This is a genomic window from Tardiphaga sp. 20_F10_N6_6, assembly GCF_052076045.1.
Taxonomy (GTDB): Bacteria; Pseudomonadota; Alphaproteobacteria; order Rhizobiales; family Xanthobacteraceae; genus Tardiphaga; species Tardiphaga robiniae.
Genome location: NZ_CP197239.1, coordinates 1,463,238 through 1,481,320, shown reverse-complemented (window position 1 = coordinate 1,481,320; position 18,083 = coordinate 1,463,238). Strand labels below are relative to the sequence as shown.

The following is an 18,083-nucleotide window of genomic DNA, read 5'->3' as shown; positions in this document are numbered from 1 at the left end:
CGCATCCAGATGCTGGTTCGTCTGACCAGAGTGCAGCGACTAAGAGCAGGGTGGTTCGTCGCCCTGGCATATCTGTTGTGCGTGCTGGCGCCGACAATCTCCTTTGCCTTGCCGGGACAGCACCCGGTCGCGCCGTGCCTGACTGGCGAAAGTCATATGGCCGGCATGGTTCATGTTAATAGCAGCGCGTCTGCGCACATGCATGGGGATGGTCACGCGCACGATCATTCTGTCGCGCACTCATCAGCCGCACACTCTGCAGCCGCACATGCTGATGGCGACCACGCATTGACGGCGATCGACGATGCCTCCGGTTCGCACAAAGTGCCGCATTCGCCGAACGGTCCATGCTGCGGCCTGATGTGTATTTCCGCACTGCCGGCACCGCTGACTGACATCGTGACCCCTTCGGTGCCGACGGTTCTTCGTGTCACCGAAGGCTATCGCGCGGTCACCGACAGTGCGCCCGCCCGGCTCTACCGCCCTCCCATTTCCTGATCTGATCGTATCGACGCGGTGCCGCGCCCGTTAAGGGCACGCGCACCTGTGATCCATCGTCATTTCAGGAAAATAACATGCTTGCGCAGCTTGGGGCGAAGCTCGCCGCCGTTTGTTCGGTGGTCGGGAAGCTATTCGATATCAGATTTGGAATCCTCGCAGCGATGACCGCTGCCAGTATGGCGCTCGGTGGCTGCATGCCAGTGACCGCATCGTTGGCTGGCGCCGACCCGGCAGATCCCGGCACCAAGGTCGCTGGTGTCGGCTATCGCTCCACCGTGGCTCCTTACAGCAGCCTTCGGCCGGTTGCCCCGTCGTCATGGCGCGAGCAGAACGACCGTGTCGCTCCTGTGCCGAAATCTGGCCGGTAGGGGCACGTCATGTTCAACAAGCATCACAAGTCGCGCACGCATGCGCGCCAGTTCGGTTCAAGGTCTGCAGCCGGCATTACGCTGCTATCGACGCTGTTGCTGGCGGGATGTGCATCGTTCTCGCCTGATGGCGGTATGGGCGTCGTCGCCGGGGTCGCAAGCGAGACCATCAACAAGGACGTGATTGCGATCCGGACGCCGGATGACGCACAACGTGCCGATGCAACCGTCAAAGCCCTGCTGCGGCGGGCATTGACAGTCGACAGCTCGGTGCAGATCGCATTGCTCAGCAATCGCGGCCTGCAGGCTGCGTATAATGAATTGGCGCTTGCGGAAACGGATCTCGTCGGCGACAGCCTGCCGCCTAATCCGACATTCTCGATCTCGCGCATTTCCGGCAACGGTGCGTTGGAAATCGAGCGACAGGTCGTCGGCGATATTCTCGCGCTGGCGACACTGCCGTTCCGCTCCGAGATCGCCCGTCAGCGATTCCAGAAGGCGCAATTGCGCGCTGCGGAGGAGACGCTGCGGCTGGCCGCTGACGTCAGACGCGCCTACTACCGCGCCGTCGCTGCCAACGAACTTGTCGGCCTGCTGACGGATGCCAAGTCGACGGCGGAAACCACGGCGCAACTCGCACAGAAGCTGGGCGAGACCGGATCGCTGAACAAGCTCGACCAAGCCCGCGAGCAGGTATTCTACGCGGAGACGACCGCCGATCTCGCAACGCTCCGTCAGGAGGCCACGAGTTCGCGCGAGCGTTTGATCCGTCTGCTCGGACTCTGGGACACCGACATCAGATTGCCCCAGAAGTTGCCGGTGCTGCCGCGTCAGCCGCTGTCGTTGCCGCGCATCGAGGTCGATGCCGTTGCACACCGCATTGACCTGCAGATCGCCCGCATTGAACTCGCCGCTCTCGCCAAGTCGCTGAACCTCACCGAAGCAAGTCGGTTCGTGACGTTGCTCGACGTCGCCGGCATCGACCGTAAGACGCGTGATCCGGAGGGGACGCCGTTCCGCGAACGCGGCTTCGACGTGCAATTTCAGATTCCGATCTTTGACGGCGGTGAAGTGCGCGTCCGACAGGCGGCGGAGACCTATAACCAGGCCTTCAACCTGTTGATCGAGAAGGCCGTGAATATCCGCTCCGAAGCGCGCTATGCCTTCAGGGTGTATCGCTCGACCTACGATATCGCCGGTCACTACCAGCGCGAGGTGTTGCCGCTGCGCAAGATCATCTCGGACGAGATGCAATTGCGCTTCAGCAGCATGCAGGTCGATGTATTCGCGCTGTTGACCGAGGCCCGCCAACGCATCGCAGCTTTGCGCGCAGCCATTGAAGCCAAACGCAATTTCTGGCTCGCGCAGTCGGAACTGCAGACCGCGATCAATGGCGGCGGCCGCAGCGAACCATCATCCGAAACAAGATCCGCGCCGGCCGCGCAGGCGTCCAGTGGAGGAGGGCACTGAAATGGAGAAAACCATGTTGTCCCGGCGAAACTTTCTCGGCACAGCCACGGTGCTTGCCAGTGCGGCTGCGGTGACCGGCCGCGCCCAGGCGGCGAGTATTCCCGAAGCGCCCATGATGGACAAAGTAACGATGCAGCCACCGCTGCATCCGCCGAGCGGGCCCGACTACAATCCGGTGGTTACGCTCAACGGCTGGACATTGCCGTGGCGTATGAATGGCGACTGGAAGGAATTCCATCTGGTCGCCGAGCCCGTCGAGCGCGAATTCGCGGACGGCATGAAAGCATATCTCTGGGGCTACAACGGCCAGTCGCCGGGGCCGACGATCGAAACTGTCGAAGGCGACAAGGTTCGCATCTTCGTTACCAACAAACTGCCGGAGCACACCACCGTGCATTGGCACGGTGTGATCCTGCCAAGTGGCATGGATGGCGTCGGCGGGCTGAGCCAGCCGCACATCAAGCCCGGCAAGACCTTCGTCTACGAATTCGAGATGAAGCACAGCGGCACGTTCATGTACCACCCGCATTCGGACGAGATGGTCCAGATGGCGATGGGCATGATGGGGATGATGGTCGTGCATCCCCGCGACAACAGCTTCCGGCCCGCCGATCGCGATTTCGTCTTCATCATGAGCAGCTATCTCATCGATCCCGGCACCTATCTGCCGAAGGTCAACGAGATGACCGACTTCAATATGTGGGCGTGGAACAGTCGCGTCTTTCCCGGCATCGATCCGTTGCCGGTGCGTCTCGGCGACCGTGTGCGGATACGGGTGGGCAATCTCACGATGACCAACCATCCGATCCATCTGCATGGGCACAAGTTTGCGGTCAGCTGTACCGATGGAGGATGGGTGCCTGACAGCGCGCAATGGCCGGAAGTCACCACTGACGTGCCGGTGGGTGCGATCCGCGCATTCGATTTTGTCGCCGACAATCCCGGCGATTGGGCGTTCCACTGCCACAAGTCGCATCACACCATGAATGCGATGGGTCACGACGTCAGAAACCTGATCGGCGTCTCCAAAAAGGATCTGGCGAAGGCAGTCGGCAAGCTGGCGCCGGACGCGATGGTGATGGGATCCACCGGCGGTGCCATGGGCGAGATGGAGATGCCGATGCCTGACAACACTCTGCCGATGATGACGGGATCAGGTCAGTTCGGTCCGATCGAGATGGGCGGCATGTTCAGCATCATGAAGGTGCGGGACGGACTCGCGCGCGACGATTACCGCGATCCGGGTCCTTACGATTTCCCGAAGGGTACGGTGGCCTATGAGATCGAGGCGCCGCAGAGCGAAGCGCCACGACAGACGAGCGTGAAGGACAAAACCATCAAAGGCCAGGGATCGAAGCCGATGGACATGAAGAAGGGTATGAAAATGAAGGGAATGTAGGGCCAGGACTGCACATCGTCATCGCAGACAACAATCAACACGGAAAACTGAAATGAACGAGACTCGAAAATACATTGGTCGCGGCGTCATACTGGCCGCGATGGCTTACGCGGCTGCTGCTGTGGCCCACGACAAGCATGGAGGATATTCGGCTGGCGAACCCGGCGATCCCAAGAAGCCGGCGCGCGAGATCGTCGTCAGCATGAACGAGATGGATTATTCGCCTGCGGTCATTGAGGTGAAGCGCGGCGAGCAGATTCGCTTCGTCATACGTAACGTGGGGACCGAAGCACATGAGTTCCTGCTGGCGACCACGGCAGAAAATCTGAAGCATGGCGAAGCGATGAAGAAAAATCCCGACATGGAGCATGACGAGCCCAATGGCCTGCGTCTTGCCGCCAAAAAGTCCGGGGAAGTCCTGTGGAAGTTCTCGAAGGCAGGGACGTTCGAATATTCATGCCTGATCCCGACGCATCGTGAATTGGGGATGACCGGCAAGGTCATCGTGAAATAGCGCGATGCAAACAGCTCAAGTTCACGCAAAGGACTGCACTATGAAGACCAATGGATCTGTCGCGCTTGTCGCGTTTGTTGCGCTCTCAATGTTCTGCGTCGCGGGTTACGCGCAGGATGCTGCGGTGCGCGGAGAAGTGAAGAAGATCGATGAAGCGGCAGGCAAGATCACTCTGAAGCACGGTCCGATCAAGAGCCTCGATATGGACGAGGGCATGACCATGGTGTTTCGCGTGAAAGACCCGGCGATGCTGAAATCGGTCAAGGTGGGCGACAAGGTGAAGTTCGATGCCGGTCGCGTCGATGGTCAGATCGTCGTGACCTCCATCCAGAAATCCAAATAGCCGCGGGAAGATGGCGTCTAGGCTGAGCCTGGAACCGCCATCTATCCCATCGCCTAATGGCTGACGAAATGACGTGGGCGGCCTCTCCCCGGGGCGAGGGCGCCCCGATATCGATGGAACTTGATCGGTGGCGCGTGATTCATTTCTTGCCCGATTCGCCGGGAGGCGCTAACCCCTCGCCATGGGAAAAAGACTGATTCCGCCGGAGCCGGCTGAAATTCACGAAGTGCAACTGCGGGACGCGCTCGAGGAGCGCTATCTCGCTTATGCGCTGTCAACGATCATGCATCGGGCGCTGCCGGATGCGCGGGACGGCTTGAAGCCGGTTCACCGCCGCATCCTCTATGGCATGCGCCTGCTGCGGCTCGACCCGGGTACGCCGTTCAAGAAATCCGCCAAGATCGTCGGCGACGTGATGGGCTCGTTCCATCCGCATGGCGACCAGTCGATCTATGACGCGTTGGTGCGCCTCGCGCAGGACTTCTCGTCACGCTATCCGCTGGTCGACGGCCAGGGCAATTTCGGCAATATCGACGGCGATAGCGCGGCGGCCTATCGTTACACCGAAGCGCGCATGACCGATGTCGCGCGGTTGCTGCTCGAGGGGATCGACGAAGACGCGGTCGAGCTGCGCCCGAACTACGACGGCCAGACCAAGGAGCCGGCCGTGCTGCCGGGCGGTTTCCCGAACCTGTTGGCCAATGGCGCGCAGGGCATCGCGGTCGGCATGGCCACCTCGATCCCGCCGCACAATGTCGCCGAACTCTGCGACGCCGCGCTGCATCTGATCGACAAGCCCGACGCCAAATCGAAATCGCTGATGCGCTGGGTGAAGGGGCCGGACTTCCCGACCGGCGGCATCATCGTCGATTCCAAGGAAAGCATCGCCGAGGCCTATATGACCGGGCGCGGTTCGTTCCGCACTCGCGCCAAGTGGCATGTAGAAGAGGGCGCCCGCGGCGCCTGGAATGTCGTCGTCACCGAGATTCCATGGCTGGTGCAGAAGTCGCGGCTGATCGAGAAGATCGCCGAGCTCTTGAACGACAAGAAGCTGCCGCTGATCGGTGACATCCGCGACGAGTCCGCCGAAGACATCCGCGTCGTCATCGAGCCGAAGACGCGCAATGTCGATGCCGGTCTGGTGATGGAGTCGCTGTTCAAGCTCACCGAGCTCGAAAGCAAGATTCCGCTGAACCTCAACGTGCTGGTCAAGGGCCGCATCCCCAAGGTGCTCGGTCTCGCCGAATGTCTGCGCGAATGGCTCGATCATCTGCGTGACGTGCTGCTGCGCCGCTCCAACTTCCGCAAGAACCAGATCGAACATCGGCTGGAAGTGCTCGGCGGTTACCTGATCGCCTATCTCAATATCGATGAAGTCATCCGGATCATCCGCACCGAGGATGAGCCGAAGCCGGCTTTGATGAAGGCGTTCAGCCTCACCGAATTGCAGGCCGAGTCGATCCTGAACATGCGGCTGCGCAGCTTGCGCAAGCTCGAAGAGTTCGAGATCAGGAAAGAAGACAAGGAGCTCCGCGCGGAGCTCAAGGGCATCAACGCGATCCTGAAGTCCGAAACCGAGCAGTGGGCCAAGGTCGGCGAGCAGGTCCGCAAGGTGCGCGACATCTTCGGGCCGAAGACGCCGCTCGGCAAGCGCCGCACGGTGTTTGCCGACGCGCCGGAGCACGATCTCGCTGCCCTCGAAGAGTCGCTGGTCGAGCGCGAGCCCGTCACGGTCGTGATTTCCGAGAAGGGCTGGGTCCGCACGCTGAAGGGCCAGGTCGCAGATCTCTCCAATCTGACGTTCAAGACCGACGACAAGCTCGACAAGGCGTTCTTTGCCGAGACCACCTCGAAGCTGATGCTGCTGGCCACCAATGGACGGTTCTATTCGCTCGACGTGTCGAAGCTGCCGGGCGGTCGTGGCCATGGCGAGCCGATCCGCCTATTCATCGACATGGAAGGCGATGCCGCCATCGTTTCGATGTTCGTACACAAGGGCGGCCGCAAGTTCCTGATCGCCAGCCATGACGGCCAAGGCTTCCTCGTCAATGAGGACGACTGCGTCGGCACCACCCGTAAGGGCAAGCAGGTGCTGAATGTCGAGATGCCGAACGAGGCGCGGGCGCTGACGGTGGTCGGCGAAGGCAGCGATCAGGTCGCGGTTATCGGCACCAACCACAAGATGGTGATCTTCCCGCTCGATCAGGTGCCGGAGATGGCGCGTGGCCGCGGCGTGCGTTTGCAGAAGTACACCAGCGCAGGCCTGTCGGATGTCGCCACTTTCGTGGCCAAGGAAGGCCTGACCTGGAAGGATTCGTCGGACCGCGAACATCGTCTGACCTGGAAAGAATTGGCCGACTGGCGCGGCAACCGTGCGGACGCCGGCCGTCTCGCGGCCGGGCTGCCGAAGTCGAACAAGTTCGGCCGGGTGATCGAGTAACCTCGCGCGTTATGACGGTCACCATCTTCCACCATCCCTCCTGCGGGACATCGCGCAATACGCTCGCGATGATCCGACAGAGTGGGATTGAGCCGGTGGTGATCGACTATCTCAAGATGCCGCCGGATCGCGCCCGGCTGGTCGCGCTCATCGGCGCCATGGGCGGAGGCGTTCGGGCGCTGTTACGTGAGAAGGAAAGTGTCTATGGCGAGCTTGGGCTTGCTGATCCCTCGCTCGGCGATGACGCACTGATCGACGCGATCATCGCGCATCCGATCCTGATGAACCGACCCATCGTCGAGACGTCGAAGGGCACGCGATTGTGCCGGCCGGCAGATGTGGTGCTGGAGCTGCTCTAGGGGTCCAACTCGCCGATCAAACGACGGCCTCATCCTGAGGAGCCGCGCTCTTGTGCGGCGTCTCGAAGGATGGCGGCAAAGTTGGTGTCAACGAGCCCATGGTTCGAGACGAGTGCAAAAGGCGCGCTCCTCACCATGAGGGCTGCAGATCTCGGCGCCAGATGGGCCGCGGCAACTACGTCACCGGCGCGAACTTGAACAGCTTCTCTGGGTTGGTCACCAGCAGTTTGCGTTGAACCGCAGGATCCGGCGCGTAAAGCGGGATCAGATCCACCAGCGTGCCGTCATTGGGCATGATCTTGACATTCGGATGCGGCCAGTCGGTGCCCCACAACACGCGGTCCGGCGCATTGTCGATCAACTGCTTCGCGAACGGCACGGAGTCATGGAATGGCGCTGCGCCAGCCGAGGCGCGTTCGAGACCTGTAATTTTCATCCAGCACTTATCGTCGCTGGCCTGCAGATCGAGCAGTGCCTTGAATTCGGGATCGTCGAGGCCCTTGGCGGCGCTGATCGTCCCCATGTGATCGATCACGTAAGTCACCGGGAGCGCTTTCAGGATCGGCACGAACTCACGGACTGTGCCGGCTTCGAGATAAATGTCCACATGCCAGCCGATGGCGGCGACGCGGTCGACCAGCGTACGGAAGACCTTCATGTCGCCGACGCCGCCAAGTCGTTTGAGGAAGGCGAAGCGGCAGGCGCGGATGCCGCCTGTGTCGAGCGCCATGAGATCGGCTTCCGACATGCTGTTGTTCACATTGGCGACGCCCCTGTACCTGCCGCCGCTCTGCGCGATCGCGTCGATCACCACGCGGTTGTCAAACCCATGGACGGTCGCATTAACGATGACGGCGCGTTCGACGCCGATCGCTTCATGCAGCTTGCGAAACATCTCAAGCGGAGCATCAGGCGGCGAGTAGGGGCGCTTGGGCGAGAAAGGATACACCGCGGCAGGGCCAAAGATGTGTGTATGCGTATCGACGCTTCCGGCGGGCGCGCGGAATTTTGGAGGAATTGTATTGAGATCGGGGCCTGCAATGGCCGGGATTGCGGGTTCGTCGGCAGCCTGCGCTATTCGGCTTCCAATCACATTTGTGAGGCCAAGTGATGCCATCGCGGCCAGAACGTCACGTCGGTGCATTTAATCTCCTTGCGTCTGCATGCGCTGTGGCATGCACCAGACGTGAATCATCGGTGCATGTGTCGCCGTAGAGCGGCACCTGCAAATTTGTTTGCTGTCGAAACGATATATGTCTCTGCGGGAATGCGAGCAGCGCTCATGGCCGGATGATGAATCTCTGCAGCGTTTCACCCTGAAAGTTATTTGTTGGAATCCAGAGCGCGCATGACGTGCAACGGAAACAGACCGCATTAAAGCTAGTGGGGGCGAATTTATGAAACAAATGAGAAATTCGGGATAATAGCGCTATCTCGTGCATATATTGCAAATCCGTAAGGTCGCCTGAATTCGAACTGCTTGCTATCGAATTGTAATAGGCGTATCGCCGCAGCCCGACGAAGCGGCGCGTCGATCGCGCGAAGAATGATAGTTCGGAGGAAATTCCATGGCATACACCAATCGCAGGACCATCTTGCAGGCAGCTGCCGCGCTCCCGGCTCTGGCTGCAGCGGGGCGTGGTGCCTTGGCTGCGGAGCCAGCTGCCAGTGAGGCGCCGAAGAAAGTCGCATCGGTTGCTCCGCCGCATGTGACGCAGATTCTCGCGCACTACATCGTCAACGCCAAATACGATGACCTTCCGGCAAGTGTCCGTAAGGAAGGCGTGCGCACGCTGTTGAACTGGGTCGGTGTCGCTATTGGTGGTTCGCATCATCAGACGGTGGACATCGCGGCGTCGGCGCTGGCGCCATTCTCCGGTCCGGCGAAGGCCTCGCTGTTCGGGCGCAACGAACGCTTCGACATCATGAACGCCGCTTTCATCAATGGTGTCTCGAGCCACATCTTCGATTATGACGACACCCATCTGAAGACGATCATTCATCCGGCTGGTCCAGTCACATCTGCGATTCTGGCGATTGCGGAAATGAAGCCGGTGTCCGGCAAGGATTTCCTCAATGCGCTGGTGCTCGGTATCGAGACCGAATGCCGGATCGGCAATGCCGTTTATCCAAACCACTATGACGTCGGCTGGCACATCACCGGCACCGCCGGCGTATTCGGCGCGGCCGCCGCGGCCGGCAAGCTGCTCGGTCTCAACGAACAGCAGATGATCTGGGCGCTGGGGCTCGCGGCCTCGCAGCCTGTCGGCCTGCGGGAGTCCTTCGGTTCGATGAACAAGAGCTTCAATCCCGGCCGTGCTGCCAGCAACGGCATCTTTGCCGCTATCCTTGCGGCAAAGAATTACACCAGCTCCGATGGCATGATCGAGGCCAAGCGCGGCTGGGCCAATGCCATCAGCACCAAGCAGGACTATGCCGAGATCACCGAGGGGCTCGGCAAGCGTTACGAGTCAGCGCTCAACACCTACAAGCCGTTTGCCTGCGGCATCGTCCTGCATCCGCTGATCGACGCGGCGATCCAGCTCAGGAATGAGAACAAGCTGACGCCGGATATGATCAAGCAGGTCGACGTGAAGGTTCATCCGCTGGTGCTCGAGCTTACCGGCAAGAAGACCCCCAGGGAGGGGCTCGAAGGAAAATTCAGCGTCTACCATGCGGTTGCCATCGCCTTTATCGAAGGCGCCGGCGGCGAGAAGCAGTTCAGCGATGGGGCGGTGCGCGACGCGAAGACGATCGAATTGCGCGGCAAAGTCGTTCCGACTGTCGATCAATCGATCAAGCCGGAACAGGTCGAGATGTCCGTCGAGTTGAATGACGGGCGCGTGCTCAAGAAGCGGATCGAGCACGCCATCGGCAGCCTCGAGAAGCCCATGAGCGATGCCGATCTCGAACGCAAGTTCAAGGATCTCGCTGAAGGAATCCTGCCGCACAAGCAGGCGGCAAAGGTCATGGAGCTGTGCTGGAAGGTGGAGGGCTTGGCGAGCGCCGGAGATATTGCAAGGGCAGGCGCGCGGTCCACTGCCTGACAGCCGTTGCCCGCGATGAAGCATTGAGGCCTTCGCGAGGTGGCCTGAACGTACGTCAATCGTCACGCCGTCAGTATTGTGAGCAGAAACCCCGCCGCATCCCTCCAGGGAGCCTTGCGGCCAACACTCCTTAAAGGATGACATGTCCCAGCGTCGTACGCCTTCACGCCGTCGCGTTCTCCAGTCTGCCAGTGCTCTCGCCGCATTAACGCTTTTGCCGTCCATCATTCGCAAGGCTGCAGCAGCGGATGCGGATGTCACCGGGCGTCTTGCACGCTACATGGTCTCGGCGCGCGACAAGGCGCTTCCTGATGTGGTGATGACGGAATGCAAACACCGCATCCTCGATACGTTCGGCGCGATGGTCTCCGGTGCGCGGATGCATCCGGGCGAGATGGCCCTGAAATATGTTCGCGTGCTCGGCGGCGAACAGCAGGCGTCGGTGATCGGATCCAGTTTCCGCACTACCGCCGTCAACGCCGCGCTGGCCAATGCCATGTGCGCGCATGCGGACGAGACCGATGATTTCGAGCCGGTCACCAAGGCGCATCCGGGAAGCGCTGTCGTGCCGTCCGCGCTGGCGATGGCGGAAAAGGAAGGTGGCCGGTCGGGTATCGAATTCATTCGGGCCGTGACGCTCGGATATGATCTCACTTGCCGGCTGCTGATGGCGCTTGGACCGGATCTCGTCCGTGGTTCGCACCGCAGTGCGGAGGGGACCAGCTCCACCTTCGGTTCTCTTGGTGCAGCGGCGTCGCTGGCTCGGCTGGACGAGAAGGGTATGCGTTATGCGATCTCCTATTCCTCGCAGCAGATGGCTGGTCTGTGGAGCTGGGTGAAGGACGAGGATCACGTCGAGAAGGCTTTCGACTTCGCGGGCATGGGCGCCCGCAACGGCCTGACCGCCGTGACCATGGTTCAGGCCGGTTTGACCGGCGTTCATGACGTCCTCGATGGCACGCATAACCTGTTCATTGCGCTGTCCACGGATCCGAAGCCGGAAGAAATGCTCGCCGGTCTCGGCAGCCGCTTCTACGTCACTGAAACGGCGATCAAGACATTCTCGGTCGGCTATCCGATCCAGTCGCCTCTCGACGCCATCCTGACTCTGCGCAAGCAGAATGGCCTGACACCGGGCAATGTGAAGAGCATCCTTGTCAAGATTCCGACCGATGCGACAGGGATCGTCGGCACCAGCGCGATGCCCGACGTCAACTGCCCGCATCTGGTGGCGGTCGCGCTCGTCAAGGGTGCCGTGTCGTTCGTCGACAGCCATGACCAGGCGCTGATGAAGGATTCCAAGATCCTTGAGCAGCGCGCCAAGGTAACCGTGGTCGGCGACGAGGCTCTAATGGACCCTGCCGCGCCGCGCGGCGCCATCGTCGAAGTGACGATGATGGACGGGAAAAAGGTCGAGCACTTCACCAAGTTCCCGCCCGGCACCAAGGAAAATCCGCTGAGCACCGACGCCGTCAGTGCGAAGACCCGTGACTTGATCGCGCCGGTTCTCGGGGCCGAAAAGGCGAAGAAGCTGATTGATCAGATCAACAATCTGGAGAAGGTCAAGGATATCCGCTCGCTGCGGCCACTGTTCACGGCCTGATACCCGATACGCGAAGCGCTGGGATCAATTTACCCCAGCGCTTCTTCCTTGACGCGGCTCGCCAATACCTTGTCGATGCGACGGGCGTCGAGGTCCATGACCTCGAACCGCCAGGCATGCGAGACGATCTCGTCGCCGACCTCAGGAATCTTGCCGAACTCCTGCAGCAGAAATCCTGCAAAGGTCTGATAGGGGCGCGACTGCGCGGGCAAGTCGATGCCGAGCAGGGCGGCGAACTCCACCGCGGGCATCCAGCCGGAGATGAGGTAGGAGCCGTCCTCGCGTTTGTGGAAGGCGACCTCGGCCGGGCCTTCCTCGGTGTGAAAGGCGCCGACGATCGACTCCAGAATATCCGCTGATGTCACCACCCCCTGGAACACGCCGTATTCGTCATGCACGAGGCCGATATGGAATGGTGAGTCACGCAGGATCGCCACCACGTCGCGCGCATCGACCGTGTCGGGAATGACCGGCGCCTCGCGCACCAGCGCGCGGATGTTCGGCGTCTTGCCGCTCAAATACGCATCGAGCAGATCCTTGGCCTGCACGATGCCGATGGCGGAATCGCCGTCGCCATCGAACACCGCAAAGCGCGAATGCGAGCTGCCGGCGAGTTCGGCCTGGATGGTCTCTATGGGATCGGCAAGATCGATCATCGCCACTTCATGGCGCGGCGTCATGACGGCACCGACGGGCAGGTCACCGAGGCGCATCACGCCTGCGATCATTTCCTTCTCGCCGGGCTCAAGCACGCCGGCGGTTTCCGCTTCAGTCACGAGCGTGCGGATTTCGTCTTCGCTGACCTTCTCTTCGGCTTCACCGCGCTGCCCAAGTAGAAACAGGATCGCCTTGCCGGAGCGGTCAAGCAGCCACACCAGCGGCAGCGAGATTTTTGCGAGCAGTACCATGGCCGGCGCAACGCGCACGGCCACGGCCTCGGGGTCGCGCAACGCGATCTGCTTCGGCACCAGTTCGCCGATGATCAGCGAAGCGTAAGTAATGATCGATACGACGATGCCGACGCCGAGCGTATCGGCGAGACCTTTTGATACGCCAAGGTCAAGCAACAGTACGGTGAGACGCTGGCCCAGCGTCGCACCGGAGAAGGCGCCCGACAAAACACCGATCAGTGTAATGCCGATTTGTACGGTGGAGAGGAACTTGCCGGGATCGGAGGCCAGCGTCAGTGCGCGGCGTGAACCTGTCACGCCTTTTTCAACCAAAGCGGCGAGGCGGGCAGGACGGGAGGACACGATCGCCAGCTCCGACATTGCGAGCAGGCCGTTGACGACGATCAGGACCGTGACGATCCCGAGTTCGAGAGATAACACGCTCAATCCTTTTGGATGATGGGCAGGTATTATAGTCGATCCGCTTATCTCGCGCCATGGTGGCAAGTGGTGTTGCGACACTCCGCCGGGCGGGTTGAATTCCTCGGTGCGCCCATAGGTCGCTCCCCCCGAACCGACGCCTTGCGGGCGCGCGTCCCGCAGCAGGACGTGATTATAACGTCGGTATGACGCGAGGCGTCGCGTGGATGTGGCAAGACAATGGCCGCAGGATAGCAGCCCATTCGGGCATCAATTATTTCGCTTGATGTCGAATTGATATAGCGCATGATGATGGCCATATCGCGTGTCGTGGCGGGGGTCTGGTTTTGAAACATTCAATCAGTTTGTCGCGATCATATGACGTTGGAAATGTCTTTGCGTCGTGTTTGTCGGTCGTGACGCCTGTTGTGGCTCTTCTCCTGCTCGCTGGCTGCGGCAAGAAGGAAGAGGCCGCTGCACCTCCGCCGCCACCCGTCACGGTCGCCAATCCCACCAAGAAGGTCACGACCGACTGGGATGAATTCACCGGTCGCTTCGATGCGATCGAACAGGTGCAGATCCGTGCCCGCGTAACCGGCTTCGTTACCAAGGTTGCTTTCACGGATGGTGCCGTCGTCAAGGTCGGCGATCTGCTGTACGAAATCGATCCGCGCCAATATCAGGCAGCAGCGGAGCAGGCGCAGGGCCAGCTCGACGATGCCAAGGCCAAGGTTGTGCTGGCGGAGAAGGAGCTGGAGCGCGCCACCACGCTGATCAAGACGCAGGCGATCTCCGAGAATATCGTCGATCAACGCAGCCAGGCAATAGCAGCCGCGCAAGCAGCCACTCTGCAGGCCGAAGGTGCGCTCAAGCAAGCGCAACTCAATGTCGAATATACCAAGGTGGTCGCGCCGATCGCTGGCCGCGTCAGCCGTCATCTCGTGACGGTCGGCAACCTGGTGCAAGGCAGTGAGAGTGGCGCGACGCTGCTGACCTCGATCGTGTCGCTGAGCCCGATCTATGTCTATTTCGACACCGATGAAGCCACCTATGTCCGCAACAGCAAGCTGTGGTTTGAGGGCAAGCGGCCGAGTTCGCGCGATACGCCCAATCCCGTGCAGATCACGCTGGTCGGCGAAACCAAGCCGTCGCACGAGGGCAAGATGGATTTCCTCGACAACCGGCTCGACGTCGGCACGGGCACACTGCGCGGTCGTGCCATTGTCGACAACAAGGATCTCTCCATCCTGCCTGGCCAGTTCGCCCGGGTCCGGGTCATTGCCAGCGGCGAATATGAAGCGCTGTTGATTCCTGACGCTGCGGTCGCCAACGACCAATCACGCAAGATCGTGATGGTGGTGAAAGCCGATGACACGGTGGAAGCGCGGCCTGTGACACTCGGGCCGCTGGATGGCGGATTGCGGGTGATCAGGGAAGGGCTCAAACCCGACGATCGGGTAATCGTCGACGGGATTCAGCGCGCCCGTGTGGGCGCCAAGGTGGCGCCGAAGATGACAGCCGCGACGCCCGCACCAGCAGCTGGCACAAAGCCATGAATCTGGGCAGCCTCTCCGTCAACCGGCCCATCCTGGCGATGGTGCTCTCCATCGTGCTGCTGATCGTCGGCGCGCTTGCTTACACGACCTTGCCGGTTGCGGAATATCCGCAGGTGGCGCCGCCGACCGTGGTCGTGACCACGCAATATCCCGGCGCATCGGCACAGACTGTGTCGGATACCGTCGCGACGCCGATCGAGCAGGAGATCAATGGCGTCGAGGACATGCTGTATATCTACAGCCAGGCCACCTCGAACGGCCAGCTCAACATCACCGTGACTTTCAAGCTCGGCACCGATCTGGATAAAGCCCAGGTGCTGGTGCAGAACCGCGTGGCCATCGCGCAGCCGCGGCTGCCGGAGGAGGTCCAGCGCAACGGCGTCGTCACCCGCAAGAACAGTCCCGACCTGATGATGGTCGTGTTCATGCTGTCGCCTAACGACACTTACGACCAGCTCTACATTTCGAATTACGCGCTGCGTCAGGTCCGCGATCCGCTCCTGCGCCTCGATGGCATCGGCGACATTACCATCTTCGGCGCGCGCGATTATTCGATGCGGCTGTGGCTGGATCCTGACAAGATTGCCACGCTGGGCATGACCGCAGGCGACGTGCTGACTGCCATTCGCGCGCAGAATTTGCAGATTGCGGGCGGCCAGGTCGCCGAGCCGCCGATTGCAGATCGCGCGTTTCAGCCTAACCTGACCTTCACCGGTCGTCTGAAGGAGCCGCGGCAGTTCGAGGACATCGTACTGAAAGCCGGCGACGATGGCCGTCTGGTGCGTCTCCGCGATGTCGCGCGCGTCGAGATAGGCGCGCTGTCGTCGACCACCAACGGCTTCCTGTTGCGCAAGGAAGCGGTGGCCATGCTGGTCTATCAGCGTCCGGGTTCCAACGCGTTGGCGACCGCGAAGAACATCGAAGAGGAGATGAAGAAGCTCAAGGCCGATTTTCCGAAGGGGCTGGACTACAATATCGGTTACAACCCGACCGAATTCATCGCGCAGTCTGTCTCGGAGCTGATCAAGACCATCTATGAAGCCATGGTGCTCGTGGTCATCGTCGTGCTGGTGTTCCTGCAGGGCTGGCGACCGGCGATCATTCCCATCATCGCCATTCCGGTGTCGCTGGTCGGCACATTCGCTGTGATGGCCGCGCTAGGCTTCTCGATTAACAATCTTACTCTGTTCGGGCTTGTGCTCGCGGTCGGCATTGTCGTCGACGACGCCATCGTGGTGGTGGAGAATGTCGAGCGACATCTCGGTGACGGCATGAGCCGGCGCGACGCGGCACTGCTGACCATGGACGAGGTCGGCGGCGCGCTGATCTCGATCGCGCTGGTGCTGTGTGCGGTGTTCGTGCCCACGGCATTTCTCGGCGGCATCTCCGGGCAGTTCTTCCAACAATTCGCCATCACCATTGCGGTGGCGACAGCGATCTCGTGTTTCTGCTCGCTCACATTGTCGCCGGCACTGGCGTCGCTGATCCTGCAGCCGCATCACGAGAAGAAACCGCCGGCGAGCTGGAATTTTCTGGCACGAGGATGGGCGGCGTTCACCGGCGTGTTCAATCGCGGTTTCGACCGCCTGTCGCATGCCTATGGTGGCCTCGCAGGCTTTGTCATCAGACATTCGGCGCTGATGCTGATCTTGTATGTCGCCCTGATCGGCTCCGCCGGCTGGCTGCTCTACGCCACACCGCAAGGCTTCATTCCGGCGCAGGACCGTGGCTATGTCATCGTGGTCGCGCAATTGCCCGGTGCCTCATCACTGGCGCGCACGACGGCGATCGTCAAGCAGATCGAAGGCATCGTGCTGGATACGCCCGGTGTCGCGCGCATGCCGGCGCTGGCTGGCCTGTCCGGCGCGACCTTCACCCAGGCCGGCAATGCGGCCGCCATGTTCCCCGTGTTCGAGAATCCCGAGGAGCGCGCCAAGAAGGGGCTGAGCGCGGGAGCCATCACGGCTGAATTGCGCAAGCGCCTCTCGGTGATCGAAGGCGCCTTCATCATCGTGCTGCCGCCACCCGCGGTGCCGGGCATCGGCACCGGCGGTGGTTTCGCCATGCGGATCGAGGATCGTCAGGGCAGGGGGCCGCAGCTGCTGGCCGCGGCGACCGATGAACTCGTCAATGCCGCGCGCCGTGCGCCGGGCCTGACTTCGGTGTTCTCGCCCTTCTCCGCCAACACGCCGCAGGTGTTCGTCGATATCGATCGCCAGAAGGCGCAGATGCTCGGCGTGCCCATGCAGAATGTGACCGAGGCGATCGAGACCTATTTCGGCTCGACCTATGTCAACGACTTCAACATTCTCGGCCGCACCTATCACGTCACCGCGCAGGCGGATTATCCGTTCCGCAAGGAAACGGCGGATCTGGCGCGGCTGCAGACCCGCAACAGCGCGGGCAACATGGTGATGCTGGGCAGTGTCGTGAATTTCAGCGACACGGCAGGTCCGGACCGCGTCGCGCGCTATAATCTCTATCCGTCGTCCGAGTTGCAAGGTGACACGCTGCCGGGCACCAGTTCGGCGACGGCGCTCACGACCATGAAGAAGCTCGCGGACGACACGCTGCCGAGCGGCTTTGCCTTCGAATGGACCGATCTGTCCTATCAGCAGTCCACCGGCGCGAATGCGGGTCTCTATATTTTCCCGATCTGCGTGCTGTTCGTGTTCCTGGTGCTGGCCGCGCAATATGGCAGCTGGACATTGCCGTTCACGATCATCCTGATCGTGCCGATGTGCCTGCTCGCGGCCACCATCGGCGTACGCATCATGGGGCAGGACATCAACATCCTCACCCAGATCGGTTTCGTCGTGCTGGTCGGCTTGGCGGCAAAGAATGCGATCCTGATCGTCGAGTTTGCCCGCGACATCGAGCAGGAAGGCCGCAACCAGCTCGAAGCCGTGATCGAGGCCTGCCGTTTGCGTATCCGCCCGATCCTGATGACGTCTTTCGCCTTCATTCTCGGCGTGCTGCCGCTGGTGATCTCGTCGGGCTCCGGCTCGGAGATGCGTCAGGCCGTCGGTGTTGCGGTGTTCTTCGGCATGATCGGCGTCACGATCTTCGGCCTCGTTTTCACGCCGGTCTTCTACATCCTGATCCGGCGCCTGTTCCCCGGCTCCGTCGAGGTTCACGCCAAGAAGCAAGGCGCGCATGGTTAAAGCGCCGCA

At 61.2% G+C, this 18,083-nt stretch carries 14 protein-coding genes; 12 read left to right on the top strand and 2 right to left on the bottom strand.

Features of this window, described 5'->3' with window-relative positions; genetic code table 11:
* Positions 1-9 precede the first annotated feature (9 nt).
* The 8 genes from AB7813_RS07065 to arsC all read left to right on the top strand — a co-directional run bounded on the left by AB7813_RS07065 (position 10) and on the right by arsC (position 7,394).
* Positions 10-498 (top strand): hypothetical protein, encoded by a 489-nt coding sequence (locus AB7813_RS07065; RefSeq protein WP_439061703.1) that lies wholly within the window; start codon positions 10-12, stop codon positions 496-498.
* A 77-nt stretch (positions 499-575) separates the two neighbouring features.
* Complete coding sequence (locus AB7813_RS07060; protein ID WP_439064144.1) at positions 576-869, top strand: hypothetical protein; 294 nt, start codon at positions 576-578, stop codon at positions 867-869.
* 9 nt (positions 870-878) lie between these two features.
* The gene (locus AB7813_RS07055) at positions 879-2,339 is read left to right on the top strand and encodes a TolC family protein (protein ID WP_439064143.1); all 1,461 of its coding nucleotides are present in this window, start codon (positions 879-881) and stop codon (positions 2,337-2,339) included.
* 13 nt (positions 2,340-2,352) lie between these two features.
* The gene (locus tag AB7813_RS07050; protein ID WP_439064142.1) at positions 2,353-3,738 is read left to right on the top strand and encodes a multicopper oxidase family protein; all 1,386 of its coding nucleotides are present in this window, start codon (positions 2,353-2,355) and stop codon (positions 3,736-3,738) included.
* Between the two features lie 52 nt (positions 3,739-3,790).
* On the top strand, positions 3,791-4,252 hold the full coding sequence (locus AB7813_RS07045) for a cupredoxin domain-containing protein (protein ID WP_439064141.1): 462 nt from the start codon (positions 3,791-3,793) through the stop codon (positions 4,250-4,252).
* An 88-nt stretch (positions 4,253-4,340) separates the two neighbouring features.
* Positions 4,341-4,595, top strand: a complete 255-nt coding sequence (locus AB7813_RS07040; protein ID WP_244528470.1) for a copper-binding protein — start codon at positions 4,341-4,343, stop codon at positions 4,593-4,595.
* Between the two features lie 181 nt (positions 4,596-4,776).
* Entirely contained in the window at positions 4,777-7,035 is a 2,259-nt protein-coding gene (parC, locus tag AB7813_RS07035) for a DNA topoisomerase IV subunit A (RefSeq protein WP_439064140.1), read from the top strand.
* A gap of 11 nt (positions 7,036-7,046) precedes the next feature.
* On the top strand, positions 7,047-7,394 hold the full coding sequence (arsC, locus tag AB7813_RS07030) for an arsenate reductase (glutaredoxin) (protein ID WP_439064139.1): 348 nt from the start codon (positions 7,047-7,049) through the stop codon (positions 7,392-7,394).
* 175 nt (positions 7,395-7,569) lie between these two features.
* Here arsC and AB7813_RS07025 read toward each other — a convergent pair whose 3' ends face one another.
* Positions 7,570-8,538: an amidohydrolase family protein gene (locus AB7813_RS07025; protein WP_439064138.1), complete on the bottom strand. Its 969-nt coding sequence runs from the start codon at positions 8,536-8,538 to the stop codon at positions 7,570-7,572.
* A 424-nt stretch (positions 8,539-8,962) separates the two neighbouring features.
* Between AB7813_RS07025 and AB7813_RS07020 the strand changes: the two genes are divergently transcribed.
* Together AB7813_RS07020 and AB7813_RS07015 are read left to right on the top strand one after the other, a co-directional pair.
* Positions 8,963-10,441 carry an MmgE/PrpD family protein gene (locus tag AB7813_RS07020; protein WP_439083309.1) on the top strand — a complete coding sequence of 493 codons (1,479 nt, stop codon included), beginning with the start codon at positions 8,963-8,965 and terminating at the stop codon, positions 10,439-10,441.
* Positions 10,442-10,583: 142 nt separating this feature from the next.
* The gene (locus AB7813_RS07015) at positions 10,584-12,044 is read left to right on the top strand and encodes an MmgE/PrpD family protein (protein ID WP_439083310.1); all 1,461 of its coding nucleotides are present in this window, start codon (positions 10,584-10,586) and stop codon (positions 12,042-12,044) included.
* 29 nt (positions 12,045-12,073) lie between these two features.
* Here the strand turns inward: AB7813_RS07015 and AB7813_RS07010 are convergent, their stop codons facing one another.
* Entirely contained in the window at positions 12,074-13,375 is a 1,302-nt protein-coding gene (locus AB7813_RS07010) for a hemolysin family protein (RefSeq protein ID WP_439083311.1), read from the bottom strand.
* Between the two features lie 386 nt (positions 13,376-13,761).
* Between AB7813_RS07010 and AB7813_RS07005 the strand changes: the two genes are divergently transcribed.
* Positions 13,762-14,910 (top strand): efflux RND transporter periplasmic adaptor subunit, encoded by a 1,149-nt coding sequence (locus tag AB7813_RS07005; protein ID WP_439083312.1) that lies wholly within the window; start codon positions 13,762-13,764, stop codon positions 14,908-14,910.
* Positions 14,907-18,074 carry an efflux RND transporter permease subunit gene (locus tag AB7813_RS07000; protein ID WP_439064134.1) on the top strand — a complete coding sequence of 1,056 codons (3,168 nt, stop codon included), beginning with the start codon at positions 14,907-14,909 and terminating at the stop codon, positions 18,072-18,074. The genes AB7813_RS07005 and AB7813_RS07000 overlap by 4 nt, the downstream gene beginning before the upstream one ends.
* The last annotated feature ends 9 nt before the right edge of the window (positions 18,075-18,083 follow it).